This is a genomic window from gamma proteobacterium SS-5 (assembly GCA_009497875.2).
In the GTDB taxonomy this organism is placed as follows: Bacteria; Pseudomonadota; Gammaproteobacteria; order Chromatiales; family Chromatiaceae; genus Magnetovirga; species Magnetovirga frankeli.
Genome location: CP032508.2, coordinates 2,157,444 through 2,180,578 on the forward strand (window position 1 = coordinate 2,157,444; position 23,135 = coordinate 2,180,578).

Sequence of the window (23,135 nt, forward strand, 5' to 3'; positions counted from 1 at the left end):
ACAGGGAGCGGGCAGCGCTATCCTGGAACAGGAAACCTATCCTGGCCGCTTCGGAACTCGGGGCTCGACGGCGGATACTGTAGCCCGGATGGAGTGCGGAGAATCCGGGGTTGCTGCTGGGCGTGGCCTCCCCGGATTCCGCTACGCTTCATCCGGGCTACGTCTGGTTCGGAGCTGCCAAGATGATTTGTAGCGGCACTGCTGTTTCACAGTAAGTTGACGCATGGGGCTTAACCGCCTGCGTAGTTACCAACATTATTAGCATGACCTGGGAAATCCATAACCACCATGAGCCCCAATGAGATACTGCAGGCCCTGAGGCAGAAGAAGATTAGCGCTGAGCAGGCCTTTCGCCTGATCAAGGCCGCCGAGACGGCTGGCACCCCAGCTGGCCCAGGGATACCGACGGCAGATGACGCCCAAGCCGTGCGGGACTGGGTCTATGCCAGCTGCGAGCAGGGGTTTCGCCTGCCACGGGAGCAGATAGCGGGTAGCGCATCCTTTATCGATTTGGGGGCCAATTCCCTGCTGCTGCAGGAGCTGATCCGCAAGGTGGAGGCGCGTTTCGGCCTGCTGATCCGGCCGCACCAGTTCAGCACCGCCCTGGCCACGGTGGATGGCCTGGTGGCCTTTATTCAAGACCAGATTCAGGCCCGGCAGCTTGAGCCGTTCGCTGAGCGAAGTCGAAGCGAGCCGCCGCTGGCTTCGACTCCGCTCAGCCAGCGCGTTCTTGCTAGGTTGACGGCCCCGTCCCCAAGCCCGGCCGCCCAGGCCTTGAGCGGGCCGCAGCGGCAGTTCATTGAGCGCCTCATTGCCGAGTTTGTCGCTGCCACCCCAGGCTCCAAGCGGTTGGCCGAGCAGGCCGGCACGGCCTTTTCCGATCAGCGTTCCGGCTGGTTTTTTACCCCGGAACTCAAGGAGATCCACTATCCCATCGTATTTGCCCAGGCCAGCGGGGCCTATGTCACCGATATCGATGGCAATGAGTATCTGGACCTGAGCGGTGATTTTGGCGTGAACCTGTTCGGTCATGGCGATGGGGAGATCCAGGCGGCCCTGATCGGGCAGATCCAGGCGGGCCTGTCCCTGAGCGGCGGTTCGCCGCTGCTGGCGCAAACGGCCAGGGACTTTTGTCAGCTGACCGGCATGGATCGCGTCGTCTTCACCCAGTCCGGCACCGAGGCGGTGATGTCGGCCCTGCGCCTGGCGCGGGCGGCCACCGGGCGCAGTCGCATCGTCAAGTTCAACGGTGCCTTTCACGGCCATTTTGATGGCATCCTGATTGGCCCATCCCCGCTGCCACATCCTGAGCTGGAGGGCGTTTTTGCCTCCCGGCCGCATTTTCCCGGCACGCCCCAGGCCTTTGCCGAGGACCTGATTGCGCTGGATTACGCGACCGAGCAGAGCCTGCAGGCCATCGATCGCCTGGGCGATAGTCTGGCGGCGGTGCTGGTGGAGCCGGTGCAAAGCCGCAATCCCGACCTGCAGCCGCGCCGGTTTCTGCAGCAGCTGCGTGAGCTGACCCGCAAGCACGGCATTGCGCTGATCTTCGACGAGATGGTCACCGGCTTTCGCGTCCACCCACAGGGGGCGGCGGGCTATTTCGCCATCGACTGCGATCTGGCCACCTATGGCAAGGTCATCACCGGTGGTCTGGGTGGCGGCTGCCTGGCCGGCAAGGCCGAGTGGATGGAATGGGTCAACGGCGGCAACTGGCGCTTTGGCGATGCCAGCCGACCGAGCCTGAAGACTACCTTTATCGCCGGCACCCATACCCAGAACCCGGCCATGGTCGCCGGTATGCACGCGGTACTGCAACGGCTCAAGGCCCTGGGGCCAGGCTTTCAGCAGGGCCTCAACCGGCGCACCGAGGCCCTGGTGGAGCGGCTCAATGGCCATTTTGCCGCCCAGGCCATCCCCCTGCGGCTAGTGTCCTTTGGCTCCCTGTTTCGCTTCCGCTTTCTCGGTGATTCCGCCGGGGCCAATGCCCATGCCTATCCCCGAGAAATGGCGGTGTTTGCCAAGCTGTTGCAGCATCGTGGCCTGCTCTACAACCCCCAGGGCAACTGCTTTCTGACCGCTGCCCATGATGAGTCGGCCATCCAGCGCGCCATCGCGGGCATCTGCGCGGTGGCGGATGAACTCATGGCCGTTGGCCTGTTTCAGCGCCAGGTGCATGGGGCTGCTGGGCAGGGGGCTGGGGGCCATGAGGCTGGGGGCCACGCGGCTGTGGGACAGCCAGCCGGGCCGTTGGCGGCCGCCTATCCGGCCATGAGCCTGAGCCGGGCTGAAAAGCCGCAGGCCCCTCGCCAGGCCCCGCTGTCCATCGGCCAGCAGGGGCTTTATTTCGAGTATCAGATCCAGGCCTCGCAGCGGGATCTGAATCTGCCCCTGTGTTTGCGTCTGAATGCCGAGCTGGATCGGTCCCGCTTGCGCCAGGCCTTGGCCCAGGTGGTGCAGCGCCATGCCGCCCTGCGCAGCGGCATAGTGATGGACGGCAACAGGCCGGTGCAGCGTATCTATGCCGCCGCCGAGCCGCTTATTATCGAAGAATCCCTAGACGCCGGTGACGAAACCGCGTTGCAACACAGGCTGCAGGCGGCCCAGGCGCAGCCCTTTGATCTGCAGGGGGATTGTCTGCTGCGCGTGCATCTGTTTTCGGTGATGCCTTCTCCTGCCGAGGAGAGCTTGGACAAAGCCGTGCCGTCCGAGCATTACCTGTTGCTGCTGGTGCCGCACCTGCTGGCGGATGGTTATTCGATGCAGCGTCTGTTGCAGGATCTGCTGCATTACTATGCCGGAGGCGCGCCATTGCCGACGCCGGAGCCCTTCGAGACCTATGTCCGCGAGGAGACGCAGTGGCTGCAATCCCCCGCCAGCGCCGCCAGCCTGGACTACTGGCGCGAGGCCCTGTCCGCGCCCCTGCAGCCCCTGCGGCTGCCCCGGGGCTTCGCCCCTGGACGCGGCTTTGTCGCCGATCATATCCCGTTCGAGATCGATGCCGAGCTGACGGCGGCCCTGCACCAGCTGGCACGGCAACAGCAGTGCACCCTGTTTGCCCTGCTGGTGGCGGCCTTTGCCCTGGTGTTGCAGCGTTATTCAGGCCAGTCGGAGATCCTGCTGGATTACGCCAGCGCGCCTGCGGATCGGGCTGGGCGTTTCGGCCAGACCATCGGCTATTTCATCAACAAGCTCGGCCTGCGCCTGCGCCTGGATCGGCACATGACCCTGGGCGCGTATCTGCGCGCCACGGCGGGGCAGATCATGCAGAATGCCCTGGCGCGGGACTATCCCTTTCCCGCCCTGGTGCGCGAGCTGGGGCTGGCCGGTCAGGCGGAAGGCCTGTTCCGGGCCATGATCAATCTGGACTTTCCCTTTGATCTCAATGATCTGTCAGAGATCGAGCGGGATGCCTATCAGACCCTGGGCATAGCGCCGGTAGCAGGGGTGGAGCAGGTCTGGCCCAGGGATGTATTCCTCAACATCATGCAGCGCGATCAAGGCCTGAGCATTGTCTGGGGCTTCGATGCCCAGCTGTTCGAGCGCCAGGCCATGCAGCACATGGGCCAGCGCTTTGTCGCCCTGCTGCGCGAATTCTGCACCTCGGCCGAGCGCGGCCTGGACCAAATTGGGGACCAGATCGGGGACCAGATCGGGCAGGGGCCGGAGCAGGGCTTCATGGCTCAGTGGCAGCAATGCAACGCCAGCGCCACGCCCTATCCGGCCGATCTGGGGGTGCATCAGCGCTTTGAACAGCAGGTGCAGCGGGCGGCCGATGCGCCGGCCCTGCGTGTGTTTGCCGATGGCCAGCCGCCCCAGGCGCTTAGCTACGGCCAGCTCAATCAGCAGGCCAACCGGCTGGCCCATTATCTGCGCAAGCTGGGGGTGGGTCCGGGTGAGCGAGTGGCGGTTGCTCTGGCCCCCAGCGCGGAGCTGGTGCTTGCCTGGCTGGCCATCCTGAAGACCGGCGCGGCCTATCTGCCGATCGATCCGAATTACCCGCAGCAGCGCCAGAGCTACATGCTGCAGGATGGGCAGTGCCGACATCTGTTGCTGGCATCCGCATGGCAGGGCGATCCGCCCGCCGGGCCTTGCCTGCATCGGCTGGATCTGCTGCAACAGGAGCTGGAGGCCTGTCCCAGCAGCAATCTGGACAGTCCCATCTGTGCCGAGAGCCCGGCCTATGTGATCTACACCTCAGGCTCCACCGGCCAGCCCAAGGGGGTGATGATCCCGCACCGGGCCATCAACCGCCTGGTCTGTGATAGCGACTATGTGCAGCTGCAACCCGGCGACCGGGTTGCCCAGCTGGCCAACCCGGCGTTTGATGCCAGCACCTTCGAGATCTGGGGGCCGCTGCTCAATGGTGCCGAGGTCCTGCTCATTGGCCGCGGCCTGGCCCTGTCCCCGCTCGATCTGCAGGGCTTTTTGCGCGAGCAGGGGGTGCATAGCCTGTTTCTCACCACTGCCCTGCTCAATCAGCTCAGTCAGCAGCGCCCCGGTCTGTTTGCCGGGGTGCGCGACCTGCTGTTTGGCGGCGAGCGGGTGGATGTGGCGCGCATCGCCGCCATGCTGCAACAGGGTCCGCCGCAGCGCCTGCTGCACGTCTATGGCCCCACCGAGAGCACCACCTTCGCCTCCTGGCATGAGATCCGGGATCTGAACCCTGCGGCCCAGACCATCCCCATCGGCCGCCCCCTGGCCAATACCCAGCTCTATGTGTTGGATGAGGCACTCAGACCCTGTCCGCCCTATGTGACTGGCGAGCTGTACATCGGCGGCGCGGGTCTTGCCCTGGGTTATCTGAATCAGCCGGCCTTGAGCGCCGAGCGTTTCATTGCCAATCCCTTTGCCGAACAGCCGGGGCAGCGCATGTACCGCACCGGCGATCGGGTGCGCCTGAGTCTGGCTGGCGGGCAGGGCCCGGTCATCGAATTCCTGGGCCGGGTCGATGATCAGGTCAAGCTGCGCGGCTTTCGCATCGAGCTGGGCGAGATCGAGGCGGCCCTGCGTGCCCATCCCGGCATCCGCGCGGCGGCGCTGCTGCTGCACGGCAAGGACAGCAGCGAGAAGACCCTGCTGGCCTATTGCGTAGCGGAGCAGCGGGATGCGCCCCCCAGCCCGGCCGAGCTGCGCCGCTTCCTGGCCGAACGCCTGCCCGAGCACATGCTGCCGGCCCACTGGCAGTTTTTGCCCGCCTTGCCGCTGAATGCCAATGGCAAGCTGGAGCGCAGCCAGTTGCCGCCGCTGGACACCGCGCCCGCCGATCAGCCGCGGCCGCCGTGCAGCGAGATCGAACGGCGCATCGCCGCCGTCTGGAAACAGGTGCTGAAGCGGGAGCAGCTGGGGGTTGAGGATAATTTCTTTGACCTGGGCGGCCATTCCCTGCTGCTGATCGAGGTCTGCGCCCGGCTGGGGGAGGCCTTTGGCGAGGCCATCAGCATCCTCAAGCTGTTCCAGTATCCCAGCATTCGGCAACTGGCCGAGTATCTGAGCGCCAGCAGTACCAACCCGATAGCCGCCGACGAGATGGCAGCCACCGAGCCTAAGGCCCAACGGTGGTCCACTGCCGCCACGCGGGATATCGCCATCATCGGCCTGGCCGGTCGGTTTCCGGGGGCCGACAACCTGGAGCAGTTTTGGTCCAATCTGGAGCAGGGCGTGGAGTCCGTCCGCTTTTACTCGGCGCAGGAGCTGGCCGAGGCAGGGGTCGCCCGTGAGCTGTTGCAGCATCCCGACTATGTGCCCGCCTTTGCCCCCCTGGAGGACATAGCTGCCTTTGATGCCGAGTTTTTCGGCTACTCGCCGGCCGAGGCGGAGTTGATGGACCCGCAGCAGCGGCTGTTTCTGCAGTGCGCCTGGCAGGCGCTGGAACAGGCCGGTTATGACGTGCAGCGCCTGCAAGACAGGGTTGGCGTATTCGCCGGTGCCAGCCGCAACAGCTATTTCTATAACCACCTCTACCCCCATGCCGAGATCCTCAAACGCGTGGGCCAGCAGCAGCTGTTGCTCAACACCGGCAATGAATTTCTGCCCACCCGCACCTCCTACAAGCTGAATCTGCGCGGGCCCAGCGTCAATGTGCAAAGCGCCTGCTCCACCTCTCTGGTGGCGGTACACCTGGCCTGCCAGAGCCTGCTCCAGGGCGAGTGTGACATGGCCCTGGCCGGTGGCGCGGCGGTGGATACCCCGCAGGTCAGGGGCTATCTGTACCAAGCCGACGGCATCGAATCCCCCGATGGCCACTGCCGCGCCTTTGATGCCGATGCCGCTGGCTGCGTCAGCGGCAATGGGGTCGGGGTGGTGCTGCTCAAGCCCCTGGCCCGCGCCCTGGCCGATGGCGACTGCATTCAGGCGGTGATCAAGGGCAGCGCCATCAATAACGACGGCCAGGCCAAGGTGGGTTACACGGCACCGGGGATTCAGGGTCAGGCGGAGGTGATCGACCTGGCCCTGGGGGATCTGGATGCCGAGAGCATCCGTTTTGTCGAGACCCATGGCACCGGCACCCCCCTGGGTGATCCGGTCGAGTTGAGCGCCCTGCAGCAGGCCTATGCCCGGCGCACCCAGCGCAGGGGCTACTGTGCCTTGACAGCGCTGAAGACCAATATCGGCCATCTGGATGCCGCCGCCGGCGTGGCCGGCCTGATCAAGTCGGTGCTCAGCCTGCAGCGGCGCAAGGTGCCGCCGCTGCTGCATTTCAAGCGGCTGAACCCGGAGATCGACCTCAGCCAGAGCCCCTTTCGCATCTGTGATCAACTTTTGCCGCTGGAATCGGGACCCACACCGGAGCAGGCCCCCCTGCGTGGCGCGGTCAGCTCCTTCGGCATCGGCGGCACCAATGCCCATGTCATCCTGGAGCAGGCGCCGCAGCCCCCCCAGTCCCCCCAGCCCCCCCAGCCTATGACGGGCCAGGTTGCCGAGCCCGGCGTTGGGCCTGGTACCGAATCTGGCGCTGGCTTGGAGCTGATTCTGCTCTCGGCCAAGACCGGCACCGCGCTGGACGCCATGACGGCCAATCTGGCCGCTCATCTGGCCCATCAGCCAGACGCCGCGCCGCCGCCATTGGCCGACCTGGCCGCCACCCTGCAGCTGGGTCGGGCGCAGTTTGCTCAGCGCCGCTTCTGCGTTGCCGATTCCCTGGATGGCCTCAGGCAGGTGCTACAGGGCCAACAATCGAGCCAACAACCGAGCCAGCTGTTCAGCGCCTCGCTGGCCGAGCTGGCCGGGTCCGGGCGCGAGCTGGCCTTTCTGTTCCCCGGCGTGGGTGATCACTATGTCGGCATGGGTGCCGGGCTCTATCTCAGTCAGCCGCTGTTCCGGCAGCATTTTGATTACTGCTGTGACTACTTCAAGCCGCTGATCGGCCTGGACCTGCGCCAGATCCTCTGGCCTCAGGGGGACGATCCGCACGGGCAGGGCCAGGGCTCCCCTGGGATTGCCTTCAGCCAGCTGCTGCAGCGCGCAGAGCAGGCCAGCAGCGCCGAGGATGAGCTGCTCAAACGCGCCGAATACAACCAACCGGCGCTGTTTGCCCTGGAGTACGCCCTGGCCCGCCTGTGGCTGAGCTGGGGGCTGAAGCCCAAGGCCATGCTGGGCTACAGCCTGGGCGAGTATCTGGCCGCCTGCCTGGCCGGGGTGTTCAGCGCCGAGGCGGCGATGGAGCTGTTGGCCTTCCGCGCCCGCCTGATCCAGGACCTGCCCCAGGGGGCTATGCTGGCGGTGTTGGCCGATGCCGACCGCCTCAAGCCCTATTTGAGCGATGAGCTGCATTTGGCCATCCACAGCACCAGCCGCCAGTGCGTGCTGGCCGGGTCCGCGGCGGCCATAGACCAGCTGCGCCAGCGCCTGAGCGCGGAGGGCATAGCCAACAGCCAGCTACCCACCTCCCACCCCCTGCACACCCCGGCGATGGAGGCCTGCCGCGCCCCCCTGCTGGAGAAGTTCCGCTCTATCCGCCTCAGCCCGCCGCAGATCCCCTACATTTCCAATGTCAGCGGCGATTGGATCAGCCCGGAGCAGGCCTGTAGTGCCGAGTATTGGGTCGATCACACCTGCAAGCCGGTGCAGTTCGCCGCCGGTCTGAGTCGGCTGCTGCAACAGCCGCAGACCCTGTTGCTGGAGGTCGGCCCCGGCCGCGCCCTGGGCGTGCTGGTCAACCAGCACCAGGACAAGCAGCGCGAACAGCTGGTGCTGGCCTCCCTGCGCAACCATTTCCAGCAGGAGTCGGACCAGCGCTTCCTGCTGCACAGTCTGGGCAAGCTCTGGCTGGCCGGGGTGCCGATCGACTGGGCGGCGGTGGTCGGCGATCGGCCCTGGCGGCGCGTACCCCTGCCGAGCTACCCCTTCGCCAAGACCCGCTATTGGATCGATCCGCCCGCCATGGCCCCCGCAAGGGCCGCAGCCTCGGGCGGCGAGGGGCGCTTTGGGCCACTGATCAGCAGCCTGGAGCCCCTGGAGCAGGCGACCCAGGCCGAGTTGCAGATTCGCCTGTTCGCGGATTTCCCCGGCCCGCCCGGCCCGCCCAGTCTAGTGGAACAGCTCAACCGGCTCTGCGCCCGCTATGTGCTGGATTACCTGACCCCGGCGCTGCAGGCCCCTGATCAAGCGGACGATGAGGTGGAGGATGGGAGCCAGCACGGCCACGCCCTGAGTGAGGTGCAACAGCGCCTGCGCCTGCAGCCAGAGTTCGCCAAGTTCTTGCGCTGGATGCTGCATGTCCTCGGGGAAGAGGGCTGGATTGAGCTACAGGATGAGCGCCTGCGCCTGTGCGTCGATGCCGACTCGCTGCCGACAGCGCAGCAGATGGAGGCGGTGATAGTCCAGTCCGCGCCCGAGCTTGAGGCCAGCCTGGCCTACCTGCGCAACTGCGTGGCCCACTACCCCCAGGCCCTGGCCGGCGAGATCGAGGCCATCAGCGTGCTCTATCCCGAGGGGCGCGGCGCGGACATGCAGCGCCCGGATGAGGATGACTCCTACAAATACACCAACCAGCGCCTCTATGTGGAGGTGCTGGCCAGGGCCATTGGTCAATTCATCGAGGACAGGGACGGCGAGCCGCCGCTGCGTCTGCTCGAGGTCGGCGGTGGCAATGGCTTTCTCACCCAGGCGGTGATGGGCCGGGTGCAGGGCCGAGTGCAGGGTAAAGTGCTGGTGGACTATCAGTTCACCGACATAGGCCCATCCCTGCTGCGCTACATGCAGGCCTACGCCGAGCAGCAGGGCCTGGCCGGGCAGATGGGCTTTGCCCGGCTGGATATCTCCCGCGATCCCCTGCAGCAGGGCTTCGCGGCGGAGGGCTTTGATCTGATCCTGGCGCTGGATGTGGTCCATGCCACGCCGCGCATTGCGCAAACCCTGGCCCATCTGCGCACGCTGCTGCGGCCGGGTGGCCTGCTGTGCCTGATCGAGCCGGTCAAGCAGCAGCGCTGGATCGATCTGGTCGGCGGCCTGGCGGAGGGCTGGTGGCTGTTTGCAGACAGCGATCTGCGCCCGCTCTCACCCCTGCTGGATCAGCAACAGTGGCAGCAGCTGCTCAACCACGGCGGCTTTGCCCCGGTGCTGGCCTTTCCCCGCTCTCAGGCCGAGCAAGAGCGTACCGATGCGGCCCTGTTCATCGCCCAACGGCCGGAGGCCGAGCCTGGCCAGCCTGAGAACCCGCATGAGAACCCGCATCTGGATCAGCCTTGTCGGCCCCCTGCGCCCGCGCTGCACCTCCGGCCCCAGCTGATGAACGCGGCGGTAGCGCCGCGCAATGACATCGAACAACAGGTGGCGGCGATCTGGCAGGCAGTGCTGGGGATCGAGGGCATAGGCGTCTATGATGAATTCGCCGACCTGGGCGGGGATTCGCTGATCGCCATTCGCATCACCGCCCGCCTGCGTGATCAGTTCGGGGTGCAGGTGCCGGTGAAGACCCTGATGGCGCAGCCGACCATAGCCGCCCTGAGCCAGGCCATCAGCAGCCACCTGGCCAGCCAGGGGGCGCAACAACAGGCAGGGCAGGGCGGCGAGGGCGAGGGTTTTGTGCAGGGCAGGCTGTGATGCTCTGGGGTGGAGAGCCGTTTGCTGCCTGGAAGTTCCTAGCGCTGGCTCGGAGCCCTGGGTATGGGGCGGCGGGCGCGGCCTGCCCTATGCCCTACCTCGGGATCGGGGTTCGGCACTCGGCCGCTCCACCATTTAGAAAAGACAAACCCGTCCACTAACCGCGTCCGGTTATTGGGCGGGTTTTGTTTTTCTGCGTATTGTCAGCGACTTACGTCGCTATCAGGGTGTCAGCGCTGCCGCCCCGATCACTCCCTTTTCGGGAAACTTGTCACACCCCGCTTCTCTTTCGCCTCAAAATTCTCCGCATTCTTACCCCCATTCTCCGGACCTCGTCCGGACTCATACACTTTTTCCTGAGCCGCTGCTGTTCGGCGATCTCGTCGGCAAACTGGTTGATACGCTTCATGATTCCGTCAAACAGGTCGTTGATGTCCATGGTCGGTGGCTCCTCGTATTGGTTTATGCCCTTACTTACCGGAGAGACGGAGACAAAAACGCGGGAGCGTTTTTGAACAGCCGAAGGCTGGCCCCGAAGGGGTGGAGCGCAGGGATGCGCGGAATAAAGTGTCGGGCGGTGGTTGAAATTTTTTTCGTGTTGGCCTTCTGAGGGCTTACTTACCGGGTGGCGGCGGGATGTGTCGGAAAATTCTGGAATAACCGCCAACTTTCATTTTTCCACATGCGTTGTCACCTGCTATATTGAGGGCCGTAATTGTACGTTTGGCAAATTGCATTTGCTCACTGCCGGAAAGTTGTTGGCGCGCCAGGAATTGAGGCAAACCGATATGGCAAAAGCACCGGAAAATTTTGCGGAGACGGTCAAAGAAATCCGCTAGCAACTGGGGCTCAGCCAGGAAGAGCTGGCCCACGAGCTGGGCGTGAGCTTTTCCACGATCAACCGCTGGGAAAACAGCAAGACGGTTCCCTTCAAGCTGGCAAGAAGGCAATTCGAGGCCTTTTGTGTGCGGATGAAAGAAGAGGGGAAGTTGGCCTGATGAATAAAAAACAACTTTCCGAGCGCGATATCTGCACAAAGTACATCACCCCTGCCCTGGAGAAGGCGGGCTGGGATGTCACGACCCAAATCCGTGAAGAGTTTCCTCTCACCAAGGGACGCATCATCGTGCGAGGCAAGCTGCATACCCGCGCCAAACACAAACGCGCCGATTATGTCCTGTTTTACAAGCCGAACATCCCCATTGCCATTATCGAGGCCAAGGACAACAACCACACTGTTGGCGACGGCATGCAACAGGCGTTGGGCTACGCCGATATGCTGCAAGTGCCTTTTGTGTTCAGCTCCAACGGCGACGGTTTTCTGTTCCACAACAAGATCGCCGCCGATTTACCCGGTGACGGCATTGTCGAGAGAGAGCTTGCACTCCACGAATTCCCCACTGCGGAAACGCTGTGGCAATGGTGGGCGCAGCATCGTGGCCTGAACGATCAGCAGAATGCACTGGTCACGCAGGATTATTTCAGCGATGGCAGCGATAAAAGTCCGCGCTATTACCAGCTGCTGGCCATCAACAAGACCATCGAGGCGATAGCGCGGGGCCAGAATCGCATTCTGCTGGTGATGGCTACCGGCACCGGCAAGACCTTCACCGCCTTCCAGATCATCTGGCGGCTGTGGAAGTCCAAGGCAAAAAAACGCATCCTGTTTCTTGCCGACCGCAACATCCTGGTCGACCAGACCATGACCAACGACTTCAAGCCGTTCGGTTCGGCCATGACCAAGATCCAGAAGCGGCAGGCCAACAAATCCTACGAGATTTATCTTTCCCTCTATCAGGCCGTGACCGGTAACGAGGAAGATAGAAACATCTACAAACAGTTCAGCCCCGACTTTTTTGACCTCATCATTATTGATGAATGCCATCGGGGCAGTGCGGCTGCCGATTCGGCCTGGCGTGAAATCCTTGAATACTTCACCTCCGCCACTCAGATCGGCCTTACCGCCACGCCCAAGGAGACCAAAGAAGTCTCAAATATCGACTACTTTGGCGACCCCATCTATACCTACAGCCTCCGGCAGGGCATCGACGACGGTTTCCTTGCTCCCTACAAGGTCGTGCGCATCGATCTCGACCGGGATTTGACCGGCTGGCGGCCCGACAAGGGCATGATCGACAAGCACGGCAACGAAATCGAAGACCGCATCTACAACCAGAAGGATTTCGACAAAACCCTGGTTCTGGAACAGCGCACCCGGTTGGTGGCCAAAAAGATCACCGAGTTCCTGAGGCAGACCAACCGGTTCGACAAGGCCATCGTCTTCTGTGAAAACATCGACCATGCCGAACGCATGCGCCAGGCTCTGGTCAACGAAAACGCCGACCTGGTGGGACAGAACAGTAAATACGTTATGCGCATCACCGGCGACAACGAGGAAGGCAAGGCCGAACTGGACAACTTCATCTTTCCGGAGAGCAAATACCCGGTTATTGCCACCACCTCCAAGCTGATGACCACCGGTGTCGATGCGCAGACCTGCAAACTCATCGTGCTCGACCAGCGCATCCAGTCCATGACCGAGTTCAAGCAGATCATCGGGCGCGGCACCCGCATCAACGAAGATTACGGCAAGTACTACTTCACCATCATCGACTTCAAAAAGGCCACCGAGCTGTTTGCCGATCCTGATTTCGACGGCGACCCGGTGCAGATCTACGAACCCAGCGGGGATCAGTCACCGGTGCCGCCGGATGTTCCCCCAGATACTCCAGAAGATCCCGAAGTTGGCGGTGGCGTCACCTACCCGGAACCCGGAGAGGACCAGGAATGGAGCAGCGTTGCCGAACCCGGCCCAGGTCAGGAAGGCGGCATTCGCCCTTACGTCGTTGAGGGTGTCGAGGTCAAGGTCGCCGCCGAACGCGTCCAGTATTTCGACGCGGGCGGCAAGCTGATCACCGAATCACTCAAGGACTACACCCGCAAGGCCCTGGCCAGGGAGTATGCCAGCCTCGACGATTTCCTCCGCCGTTGGAGTAGCACCGAGAAGAAGCGGGCCATCATTGATGAATTGTCGGAACAAGGTGTGTTCTTCGATGCCCTTGCCGAAGAGATCGGGCGGCAATCCGGCAAAGCCTTCGACCCCTTCGATCTGGTCTGCCATGTCGCCTGGGATATGCCGCCTCTCACCCGCAAGGAGCGGGCGGAACAGGTGAAGAAACACAACTACTTCACCCGCTACGGAGAGCAGGCCCGCCGGGTGCTGGAGGCCCTGCTCAACAAGTATGCCGATGAAGGCGTGGCCCACATCGAAGAGACGCAGATTCTCACCATTGCTCCCTTTACCGAATTTGGTACCCCGCTGGAAATCATCCGCGCCTTTGGTGGATTGGACCCGTATCAGCAGGCGGTGCATGAGCTGGAGGATGCGCTGTATGGTGGATGAAAAGATGGTCTCACGCGAAGGCGCGAAGACGCGAAGGGATGTTGAAGAGGTATCTGCCATTGTCGTGGATGCGGCGCTGCAACTGCATCGTGATCTGGGTCCGGGCCTATTGGAGTCGGTCTATGAGGCGGTGCTGGCGAAAATGCTTGAACAGCGTGGGCTGAAAATTGAACGTCAAAAAAAAGTTCCTATTCGGTACCAAGGCATTAATATTGATGAAGGTTTTCGATTGGACTTGTTGGTAGACAGCCAACTGATCATTGAGCTCAAATCCATTGAAACCATACATCCTGTCCATCCAAAACAGCTTCTTACCTATCTTCGTCTGATGGATCTCCACCTTGGACTGCTTATCAACTTCGGTGCTCCCTTACTGAAAGACGGCCTCAAACGCATCGTCAACAACCATACAAACTTCGCGTCTTCGCGCCTTCGCGTGAAGAAATAAAGGAAATAAATATGTCCATCGGAACCCTAATCAAAGCCATTCAGGACATCATGCGCAAGGATGTCGGCGTCGATGGCGACGCTCAGCGCATCAGTCAGATGGTCTGGCTGATTTTCCTGAAGATCTTCGACGACAAGGAACAGGAGTGGCAGCTCACCGTGCCCGGCTACAAATCGCCGCTGCCCAGCCGTTTCCGCTGGTCCAGCTGGGCCAAAAACCCCGAGGGGATGACCGGTGAGGAGCTGATCGACTTCGTCAACAACGACCTTTTTCCCGCGCTCAAGAAACTGGCCACCGCCGCCGGTGTTTCGCCCCATGGCAAGGTGGTCGGCTCGGTCTTCGAGGACGCCTACAACTACATGAAGTCCGGCACCCTGCTGCGCCAGGTGATCAACACCATCGAAGAAGATGTGGACTTCAACAAATCCGGCGACCGTCACCTGTTCAACGACATCTACGAAAAGATCCTCGCCGACCTGCAATCCGCCGGGAATGCGGGCGAATACTACACCCCCCGCGCCGTCACCCAGTTTATGGTCGACATGCTCGACCCGCAGCTCGGGCAAACCATTCTCGACCCGGCCTGCGGCACCGGCGGCTTTCTGACCTGCGCCATCGAGCACCTGAACAAGCAGGTCAAAACCGCCGACGACCGCAAGCGCCTACAGGAGTCTATTCACGGCGTGGAGAAGAAACCCCTGCCGCACATGCTGGCCATGACCAACATGATGCTGCACGGCGTCGATGTACCCACCAATGTCCGCCATGACAACACCCTGAGTCGCCCGCTGAAGGATTACGGCCCCCGCGACCGGGTGGACCTGATCATCACCAATCCACCCTTCGGCGGCATGGAAGAAGACGGCATCGAGAACAACTTCCCGCGCAAGTACCAGACCCGCGAGACCGCCGACCTCTTCATGGCGCTGATCATGCACCTTTTGAAACACGACACCGGCAAGGCGGCCGTTGTGCTGCCCGACGGTTTTCTGTTTGGCGAGGGCACCAAGACCAACCTCAAGCGCGAACTGCTTGAGGAGTTCAACCTGCACACCATCGTACGTCTGCCCAAAGGCGTGTTCAGCCCCTACACCAGCATCGCCACCAATATCCTCTTTTTCGAGAAGGGCGGGCCGACCAAAGAGGTCTGGTTCTTCGCGCACCCTTATCCCGAGGGCTACAAGTCCTACTCCCGCTCCAAGCCCCTGACCATCGCCGAGTTCGATCTCGAAAAGGGTTGGTGGGGCGGAGGGCTTGATGCTGAGGGGCGCAAGGGACGCAAAACCACCGAGCAGGCCTGGAAGGTCTCGGCCAAGGAGCTCGCCGAGTGCAACTACAACCTGGACTGCAAAAACCCCCACGAGGTGGAGGTCAACCACCGCGATCCTGAAGAGCTGATGACTGAATACCAGCAGATCGTCCACCAGCTCGAAGCTGCGCAGGCTGCCTTGAAAGCTGAGTTGATGGCCTGCCTGGGAGGCAAGGCATGATGGCCTCACGCGAAGACGCGAAGGCGCGAAGGAATGAAGAGAGCTACCGTCATACCCATGGAGGAGTGTGTTCAGGAGTGCCACGGCGAAAACTTCAACAGATTGTTGGACAAATACCTCTGAAATGCCCTCTTCGCGTCTTCGCGCCTTCGCGTGAGAAAGAATTGTTGGCTGCAAGGCTTCGCGTGCGAGATGGAGATACCTAAGGATGAGCAGGAAGAAGAAAACCGGCGTGGAAGTCTCCATCATTCGCTCATCAGCCGCCGAATACCTGACCTTTGTCGCCGCCAGCGGCAGCGGCGGTGTCGAAGCGGTGTATGCCGACGAAAGCATCTGGCTGACCCAGAAGATGATGGGCGTGCTTTACGATGTTGAGACCCACACCATCAACTACCACCTCAAAAAGGTGTTTTCAGACAGTGAGTTGCAGGAGGATTCAGTTATTCGAAATTTTCGAATAACTGCCGCAGACGGCAAAAACTACAACACCTTGCACTACAAGCTCCCCGCCATCATCGCCGTGGGCTACAAGGTGAACTCCGAACGCGCCGTGCAGTTTCGCAAATGGGCCACCACTATCATCGATGAGTACACCATCAAAGCCTACGTGATGGACGATGAGCGCATCAAAAGCGGTGGTTCCATCCTGACCGAACAGTACTTTGAAGAGCAGTTGCAGCGCGTCCGGGAGATTCGCCTCTCCGAGCGTAAGTTCTACCAGAAGATCACCGACATCTACGCCACCGCCATCGACTATGACGTCACAGCACAGGCTACCAAGCGCTTTTTCGCCACTGTGCAGAACAAACTCCACTGGGCGATTCACGGCCAGACCGCTGCCGAGGTCATTGTTAACCGCGCCGATGCCGAAAAACAGCACATGGGACTGACTACCTGGAAGGACGCCCCGAAAGGCAAAATCCAGAAGTTCGATGTCAGCGTAGCCAAGAACTACCTGACCGAAGACGAAATGGCTCAGCTGTCCCGACTGGTCAACGCCTACCTGGATGTGGCCGAGGATATGGCCCTGCGCAAAATCCCCATGACCATGCAAGACTGGGAGACCCGCTTGAACAAGTTTATTGAAGCCACTGACCGCGAAATTCTGCAAGACGCGGGCAAGGTCACGGCGGAGATCGCCAAGGCCCACGCCGAAAGCGAGTTCGAGAAATACCGCATCGTGCAGGACCGACTGTTTGAAAGCGACTTTGACCGGATGCTCAAACAAATCGAGGCCATTCGGAAACCGCGGGCAGGCGATGAATAACATTTTCTCACGCGAAGGCGCGAAGACGCGAAGGGAAGAAATGGCCTCACGCGAAGACGCGAAGTCGCGAAGGGTTGAAAGTATTCGTCATATCCGCGCAGGCGGGTATCCAGGTTCGCCGAAAGTAAATATCCAACAGCTCGTTGGACAATTTGATCGGCTCCGTCCGACATTTGTGCCACAAGCCGTGGCACAAACCATCGACTCCATAAAAGTGCAACGGCATGTTGCACTTTTTCCAGCCACTCAGATCGGGAGAGTAGCATGATCAACTCACCCACCTTCGCGCCTTCGCGCCTTCGCGTGAGCAATCTACTGGAACAGCATTTCGACACCGCCTTTGCCGCGCCTGACGGCATTGCCAAACTGCGCGAGCTGATCCTGACCCTCGCCATGCAGGGCAAGCTGGTGGAGCAGGACCCGAATGATCCGCCTGCTTCGGAGCTTCTGAAGGAGATCGAGAAAGAGAAGGTCTCACGCGAAGGCGCGAAGGCGCGAAGGGGGAAAGAGAAGACGCTGCCGCCGGTTAAGGCGGAGGAAGTGCCCTACCAACTGCCGCAGGGGTGGGAGTGGGTGAAGATAAGAGACATTTGTCACGACTGGGGGCAAAAGACTCCTGATGCCATGATTACGTATATTGATGTTGGGGCCATCGATAATAAGTTGGGAACAATCAGCTCCAACACACAGCTTCTTGATGCTTCCGAAGCGCCGTCAAGAGCACGTAAAATCGTTAAGCCCGGAACCGTGATTTATTCGACTGTCCGGCCATATTTACTGAATATTGCAATTGTCGAAAAGGAATATGATCCTGAACCTATTGCCAGTACAGCGTTTGCAATCCTCCACCCATTTGCATTGTTGAGTGCTCGGTATATCTACCATTACCTTCGATCACCTGCTTTTATTCGTTACGTAGAGAGCGCCCAGAAGGGAGTTGCGTATCCCGCAATTAATGACGGTGATTTCTTCTCTGGTTTGTTCCCTCTTTCCCCCCTCCCCGAACAACATCGCATCGTTGCTCGCATCGACCAGTTGATGGCCCGGTGCGATGCGCTGGAAACGCTGCGCAAGGAGCGGGAAGAGAAGCGGCTGGCCGTCCACGCCGCCGCCATCAAGCAACTGCTTGATCCCACCCTTCGCGCCTTCGCGCCTTCGCGTGAGGAAAACTCTTCTTTCGAGTTCCTCGCCCAGCACTTTGGCGAACTCTACACCGTCAAGGAAAACGTCGCCGAACTGCGCAAGGCCATCCTCCAGCTCGCCGTCATGGGCCGCCTCGTCCCCCAGAACCCCAACGACCCGCCCGCCAGCGAACTGCTGAAAGAGATTGAAGCCGAAAAACAAAGAGCCTCACGCGAAGGCGCGAAGACGCGAAGGGGGAAAGAGAAAAAGCTGCCGCCCATCAAACCGGAGGAAGTGCCTTACGAACTGCCGCAGGGCTGGGAGTGGGTGAGGTTGGGTGAATTGTTTCGCGTAACCTCAGGCAAGAATCTACCAAAAGACAAAATGCAGGATGGCAACATACCTGTATTCGGAGGAAACGGAATTACTGGTTTCCACAACAAATCAAATGTGGAAAAGCCTACGGTTGTAATAGGGCGAGTCGGTTATTATTGCGGAAGCATTCATCTCACACCTGCAAAAGCGTGGATCACAGACAATGCTTTCTTGACCATTTATGATGAAGAACGGTTGTTTCAAGGCTTTGTGATTTGGCTGCTGAAAACTATTAACCTGCAAGTTGACACCTCGGCAACAGCGCAACCTGTCATTTCCGGTAGCAAAATATATCCAATTCTGATTCCTCTGCCCCCCCTCCCCGAACAACACCGCATCGTCGCCCGCATCGACCAGTTGATGGCCTTGTGCGATACGCTCGACCAGCAGATCGAAGCCGCCACCGGCAAACAGTCCGAACTCCTCGACGCCGTGATGGCCGCCGTATGATTGCATTCACCCCATCTTCAACCCTTCGTGTCTTCGTGTCTTCGTGTGAGCCATTCTTTTCCCTTCGCGTCTTCGCGCCTTCGCGTGAGACACATAGGGAGGGAACATGAACTACCAGCCGCCCTACACCATCACCCCGGAGATCCTGAACCGGGTCGCCGCGATCAGCGAGGCCATCGGGCGGTTGACCGTGCTCACCGATCAGGCGAGAGCCTTGCGGCTGCGGCCATCCGTCGCTCCTGCGCATCCCTGCGCCCGCGACATACAGGACATCCGTGTCCATAACCGCATCCGCACCATTCACGGATCGCTGGCCATCGAAGGTAACACCCTGAGCGAGGCGCAGATCACCGCGATACTGGAGGGCAAGCGGGTCATCGCTCCGCCCCGCGAGGTGCAGGAGGTGAAAAACGCCCTGGCCGCCTATGACCGGTTTGTCACCTTGAAGCCAGAGCACGAAAAGGACCTGCTGGAAGCGCACCGGATTTTGATGTCAGGCCTGATCGACGAGGCGGGCAGTTACCGGCACGGTGGCGTGGGGGTAATGGCAGGCCAGCAGGTGATTCACATGGCCCCGCCCGCCGACCGGGTGCCGCAACTGATGGCCGATTTGTTCGGCTGGCTGGCCGCCACCGACGCCCATCCGCTCATCGCCAGCTCGGTCTTTCACTACGAGTTCGAATTCATCCACCCCTTTGCCGACGGCAACGGCCGCATGGGGCGGCTGTGGCAGAGCCTGATTCTGGCCCGCTGGAATCCCATGTTCGCCGATATTCCAGTGGAAAGCCTGATCTTCGAGAATCAGGCCGAGTACTACCAGGCCCTGCAGGAAAGCACCCAAAAGACCGACTCCGCCCCGTTCATTGCCTTCATGCTGCGGATGATTTTGGATACCGTGACCAGTTCGACCCCGGAAGTCACCCAAGAAGTCACCCCGGAAGTTCGACTGCTCTCCGTTCTTGCCGGAGAGATGACCCGGCAACAACTCAAAGAGGCGCTTGGGCTGAAAGACGATGAGCATTTTCGCAAGGCCTATCTGCTCCCTGCTTTGGAGGCCGGTTTGGTTGAAATGACCATCCCCGACAAGCCGCGCAGCAGCAAACAGAAATACCGTCTGACAGAAAAGGGACGTCAGGTGGTGGCTCGGCACGGCGGCGGATAACTTGCGACAGGACTTGTGACATTGAGCTGTGACATCTTGTTGGGCCAGATTCAGGCAACAGAAAGGCATCCTATGAAGCAGATGAAACCGTTTACTGGAAAATGGCGCATTGTCGAGATGGAGGTCTGGGATCAGGATTACGTCGACATGGAGGTGCCGGGATACATCCGCATCGGCTCGGATGGCACCGGACGGTTTCAGTTCGGCCTGGTCTCTGGGGACATCGATGGCCGGGTGGAGCATTGCGGTAATGCGCTACGTTTCGATTTCTCCTGGTCCGGGCAGGAGGAAAACGATCTGGTCAGCGGTCGGGGGTGGGCAGTTAATGAAAATGGCGAGCTGAACGGCCGCGTCTATCTGCATCTGGCTGACGACTCGGCCTTTCGGGCGATCAAGAGCAAATAGTGGGTTCCATGAAAAAATCGAGCAAGAAAAAACCGACTTGGACAGATCTCAAGCGCCAGCTTGCTGACCTCGACCGTCCGGCGCTGCTGGGCCTAATTCAGGACCTGTACGCCGCCAGCAAGAGCAATCAGGCTTTTCTCCATGCTCGCTTCGCCCTGGGCGAGGACGTGCTCGAACCGTACAAGGCCGCCATCGACCGCTGGGTTTGCCCGGATGTCATGCGCAATCAGGATATCTCGGTCGCCAAGGCCAAGAAGGCGATTTCCGATTACAAAAAAGCAATAGGACGGCCGGAAGGTTTGGCGGAACTGACGGTGTTCTATTGCGAATCCTGCATGAACCTGCTCGGCTACTGCGGGATGGATGACGAGGGCTATTTCAATGCCTTGGTGCGGATGTTCGAGCAGGCGCTGAAGGCGATTGCGGCGCTTGAGCCAGACCAGCAGGAAGACTTTGTCGAGCGGCTTGAACGTGTCCGGAGCGAAGGCCACAACTGGGGCTGGGGCGTTGGCGATGACATGGACGATCTGATGGCGGAGTATGGATTTGCCGAAGAGTGACAAGAGCCAGAATGAACAAGACGAACTGTGTCAGCTGCGCGAGGAAAACGCCCGCCTCAAGAAATTGCTGACCCAGCACGGTATCGCCTGGGAAGAACCGGCCATCCCTGAATCGGTCCCCGCCCCAACCGAATCCTCACCAGCCCAAGCCCATTTTACCACCGAAGATAAGATTGCGCTGTTTCGCTGTCTTTTTCGTGGGCGGGAGGATGTCTACCCCCAGCGATGGGAGTCGACAAAAGGCACGTCCGGCTACTCACCGGCCTGTGGCAATGAGTGGAAACCCGGCATCTGCCACAAGCCCCGGGTGAAATGCGGCGACTGCAACCAGCGCCAATTGCTGCCGGTGACCGACCGGGTAATCTATGACCATTTGGCCGGAAAGCAGACCATCGGCGTCTATCCGCTCCTGAGCGACGACAGCTGCTATTTTCTCGCGGCAGATTTCGATGAGGCGGACTGGCGGGAGGATGCCAAGGCCTTCATGCAATCCTGCCGGGAACTCGGCATTCCGGCGGCGCTAGAGGTTTCCCGCTCCGGCAATGGCGCTCACGCCTGGATCTTTTTTGCCGAGCCGGTTCCGGCCCGCGAGGCCCGGCAGCTCGGGGCCGCTCTGGTCAGCCACACCTGCGACCGCACCCGGCAATTATCCCTGGCCAGCTACGATCGCCTCTTTCCTAACCAGGACACCATGCCCAAGGGCGGCTTTGGCAATCTGATCGCGCTGCCCCTGCAGAAACGGCCGAGGGATTCAGGGCGCAGTGTCTTCGTCGACGACCACTTGCAACCTTATCCCGATCAATGGACCTTTCTAGCTTCCATCCATCCCATGTCCCGGCGGGACCAGGAAGACGCCATTTTGCGGGCCAGCGGCGGCCGCCATCCCCTGGATGTGGCCTTTGCCACCGAGGAGGAGGACAGCAAACCATGGCAGCGACCATCACCCGTACCCGCTCGGATTATCGGTCCCCTACCGGAATCACTGAGTCTGGTGCTGGCAAACCAGATTTTCATCGCCAAGGCCGATCTGCCGCAGCCGTTGGCTAACCGCCTGATTCGGCTCGCCGCTTTCCAGAATCCGGAGTTCTACAAGGCCCAGGCCATGCGTTTGCCGGTGTGGAACAAGCCGCGCATTATCGGCTGCGCCGAGAACCATCCCCAGCATATCGGCCTGCCGCGAGGTTGCCTTGATGCGGTGCTCGACCTGTTGCAAGAGAATGACATCCGTCCGGAGCTTCAGGACGAGCGCTTGGCTGGACGGAAGGTGACGGCAAAATTCACCGGTACCTTGCGCAAGGACCAGAAGGCAGCGGTGCGGGAAATGCTCAAGCACGAGGTCGGCGTGCTCTGCGCCCCGACGGCCTTCGGCAAGACCGTCACAGCAGCAGCTCTGATCGCCCGGCGCAAGGTCAGCACACTGGTGCTGGTCCATCGCACCGAATTATTGCGCCAGTGGCAGGAACGGTTGACCGGATTTCTTGAGTTCCCGAAAGGAAGCTTGGGTGTCATCGGCGGCGGCAAGAAAAAACCGTCCGGCAAGATCGACATCGCCGTCATGCAGTCACTGTCACGTCGAGAGGATCTTGGCGAACTGCTCGACCAGTACGGCCAGATCATCATCGACGAATGCCATCACCTGTCGGCCTTTTCCTTCGAAGCGATCCTCAAACAGGCCAAAGCGAAATTCGTGGTGGGCCTGACCGCCACCCCGATACGCCGCGATGGTCATCAGCCGATCATCTTTATGCAGTGCGGGCCGATCCGCCATAGCGCCGCCAGACCGGAAACTGCCCCGGCGCAACTGGAGGTCTGGCCGAAGATGATACCCGCGCCGGAAATGCCGCCGGATTCGCCGATTCAGGATGTGTTCCGCATCCTTGCTAACGATGTGGCGCGCAACCGACGAATCGCCGGGGATGTGCTGGCTGCCTACCGGGAAGGGCGAAAGGTGTTGGTGCTTACCGAGCGAACGGATCATCTGCCGCTGCTGCAAAGGGCGCTGGGGGATGAGGTCGAGCACTGCTTTGTCCTGCATGGCCGCTTGTCGAAGAAACAGCGGACGGCTGTGTTCGCGGAACTGGATGCGTTGAATGAGTCGGCACCGATGGTGCTACTCGCCACCGGCCGCCTGATTGGCGAAGGCTTCGACCACCCGCCGCTCGACACCCTGGCGCTGGCCATGCCGATCTCCTGGAAGGGAACCTTGCAGCAATACGCAGGACGTCTGCACCGGGAACATGCCGACAAGCAGGATGTGCGTATCTACGACTATGCCGAGACCGATCATCCCCAGCTCAACCGCATGTGGGACAAACGGCAGCGCGGCTATAGAGCCATGGGGTACGAGATCAAACCGATGGAGACCGTAGTTTTAGGAAACGGCACGAACCTAAAATAAGACGAGCCGCT

General features: G+C 60.9%; 10 protein-coding genes and 2 pseudogenes. 11 read left to right on the top strand and 1 reads right to left on the bottom strand.

What is annotated here, in order from left to right; all coding sequences use genetic code 11:
* Positions 1–288: 288 nt before the first annotated feature.
* A complete protein-coding gene (locus D5125_15240; GenBank protein QFY90711.1) occupies positions 289–10,044 on the top strand; it encodes an amino acid adenylation domain-containing protein in 9,756 nt (3,251 codons plus the stop codon).
* 248 nt (positions 10,045–10,292) lie between these two features.
* Here D5125_15240 and D5125_15245 read toward each other — a convergent pair.
* Positions 10,293–10,483: pseudogene (locus D5125_15245) on the bottom strand (hypothetical protein).
* A gap of 349 nt (positions 10,484–10,832) precedes the next feature.
* Here D5125_15245 and D5125_15250 point away from each other — a divergent pair.
* From D5125_15250 to D5125_15295, 10 genes and pseudogenes are all read left to right on the top strand, one after another.
* A pseudogene (locus D5125_15250) lies at positions 10,833–11,042 on the top strand (helix-turn-helix transcriptional regulator).
* Positions 11,042–13,447 carry a DEAD/DEAH box helicase family protein gene (locus D5125_15255; protein ID QFY90712.1) on the top strand — a complete coding sequence of 802 codons (2,406 nt, stop codon included), beginning with the start codon at positions 11,042–11,044 and terminating at the stop codon, positions 13,445–13,447. The pseudogene D5125_15250 and the gene D5125_15255 overlap by 1 nt, the downstream one beginning before the upstream one ends.
* A gap of 4 nt (positions 13,448–13,451) precedes the next feature.
* Entirely contained in the window at positions 13,452–13,895 is a 444-nt protein-coding gene (locus D5125_15260) for a GxxExxY protein (GenBank protein QFY91186.1), read from the top strand.
* Positions 13,896–13,906: 11 nt separating this feature from the next.
* Positions 13,907–15,385 carry an SAM-dependent DNA methyltransferase gene (locus D5125_15265; GenBank protein ID QFY90713.1) on the top strand — a complete coding sequence of 493 codons (1,479 nt, stop codon included), beginning with the start codon at positions 13,907–13,909 and terminating at the stop codon, positions 15,383–15,385.
* A 208-nt stretch (positions 15,386–15,593) separates the two neighbouring features.
* Positions 15,594–16,652, top strand: coding sequence for a virulence RhuM family protein (locus D5125_15270; GenBank protein ID QFY90714.1), 1,059 nt, complete (start codon positions 15,594–15,596; stop codon positions 16,650–16,652).
* Positions 16,653–16,916: 264 nt separating this feature from the next.
* Positions 16,917–18,599, top strand: a complete 1,683-nt coding sequence (locus D5125_15275) for a restriction endonuclease subunit S (GenBank protein ID QFY90715.1) — start codon at positions 16,917–16,919, stop codon at positions 18,597–18,599.
* A 106-nt stretch (positions 18,600–18,705) separates the two neighbouring features.
* Entirely contained in the window at positions 18,706–19,761 is a 1,056-nt protein-coding gene (locus tag D5125_15280) for a Fic family protein (GenBank protein QFY90716.1), read from the top strand.
* A gap of 72 nt (positions 19,762–19,833) precedes the next feature.
* Positions 19,834–20,166 (top strand): hypothetical protein, encoded by a 333-nt coding sequence (locus tag D5125_15285; GenBank protein ID QFY90717.1) that lies wholly within the window; start codon positions 19,834–19,836, stop codon positions 20,164–20,166.
* Positions 20,167–20,174: 8 nt separating this feature from the next.
* Positions 20,175–20,726 (top strand): hypothetical protein, encoded by a 552-nt coding sequence (locus D5125_15290; GenBank protein ID QFY90718.1) that lies wholly within the window; start codon positions 20,175–20,177, stop codon positions 20,724–20,726.
* The gene (locus D5125_15295) at positions 20,707–23,124 is read left to right on the top strand and encodes a DEAD/DEAH box helicase family protein (protein QFY91187.2); all 2,418 of its coding nucleotides are present in this window, start codon (positions 20,707–20,709) and stop codon (positions 23,122–23,124) included. Before D5125_15290 ends, D5125_15295 begins: the two co-directional genes overlap by 20 nt.
* Positions 23,125–23,135: the final 11 nt, after the last annotated feature.

Excerpts from the sequence above, each read along its gene's own strand:
- D5125_15240 (QFY90711.1), top strand. The coding sequence starts at position 289 with ATGAGCCCCAATGAGATACTGCAGGCCCTGAGGCAGAAGAAGATTAGC.
- D5125_15255 (QFY90712.1), top strand. The coding sequence starts at position 11,042 with ATGAATAAAAAACAACTTTCCGAGCGCGATATCTGCACAAAGTACATC.
- D5125_15260 (QFY91186.1), top strand. The coding sequence starts at position 13,452 with ATGGTCTCACGCGAAGGCGCGAAGACGCGAAGGGATGTTGAAGAGGTA.
- D5125_15265 (QFY90713.1), top strand. The coding sequence starts at position 13,907 with ATGTCCATCGGAACCCTAATCAAAGCCATTCAGGACATCATGCGCAAG.
- D5125_15270 (QFY90714.1), top strand. The coding sequence starts at position 15,594 with ATGAGCAGGAAGAAGAAAACCGGCGTGGAAGTCTCCATCATTCGCTCA.
- D5125_15275 (QFY90715.1), top strand. The coding sequence starts at position 16,917 with ATGATCAACTCACCCACCTTCGCGCCTTCGCGCCTTCGCGTGAGCAAT.
- D5125_15280 (QFY90716.1), top strand. The coding sequence starts at position 18,706 with ATGAACTACCAGCCGCCCTACACCATCACCCCGGAGATCCTGAACCGG.
- D5125_15285 (QFY90717.1), top strand. The coding sequence starts at position 19,834 with ATGAAGCAGATGAAACCGTTTACTGGAAAATGGCGCATTGTCGAGATG.
- D5125_15290 (QFY90718.1), top strand. The coding sequence starts at position 20,175 with ATGAAAAAATCGAGCAAGAAAAAACCGACTTGGACAGATCTCAAGCGC.
- D5125_15295 (QFY91187.2), top strand. The coding sequence starts at position 20,707 with ATGGATTTGCCGAAGAGTGACAAGAGCCAGAATGAACAAGACGAACTG.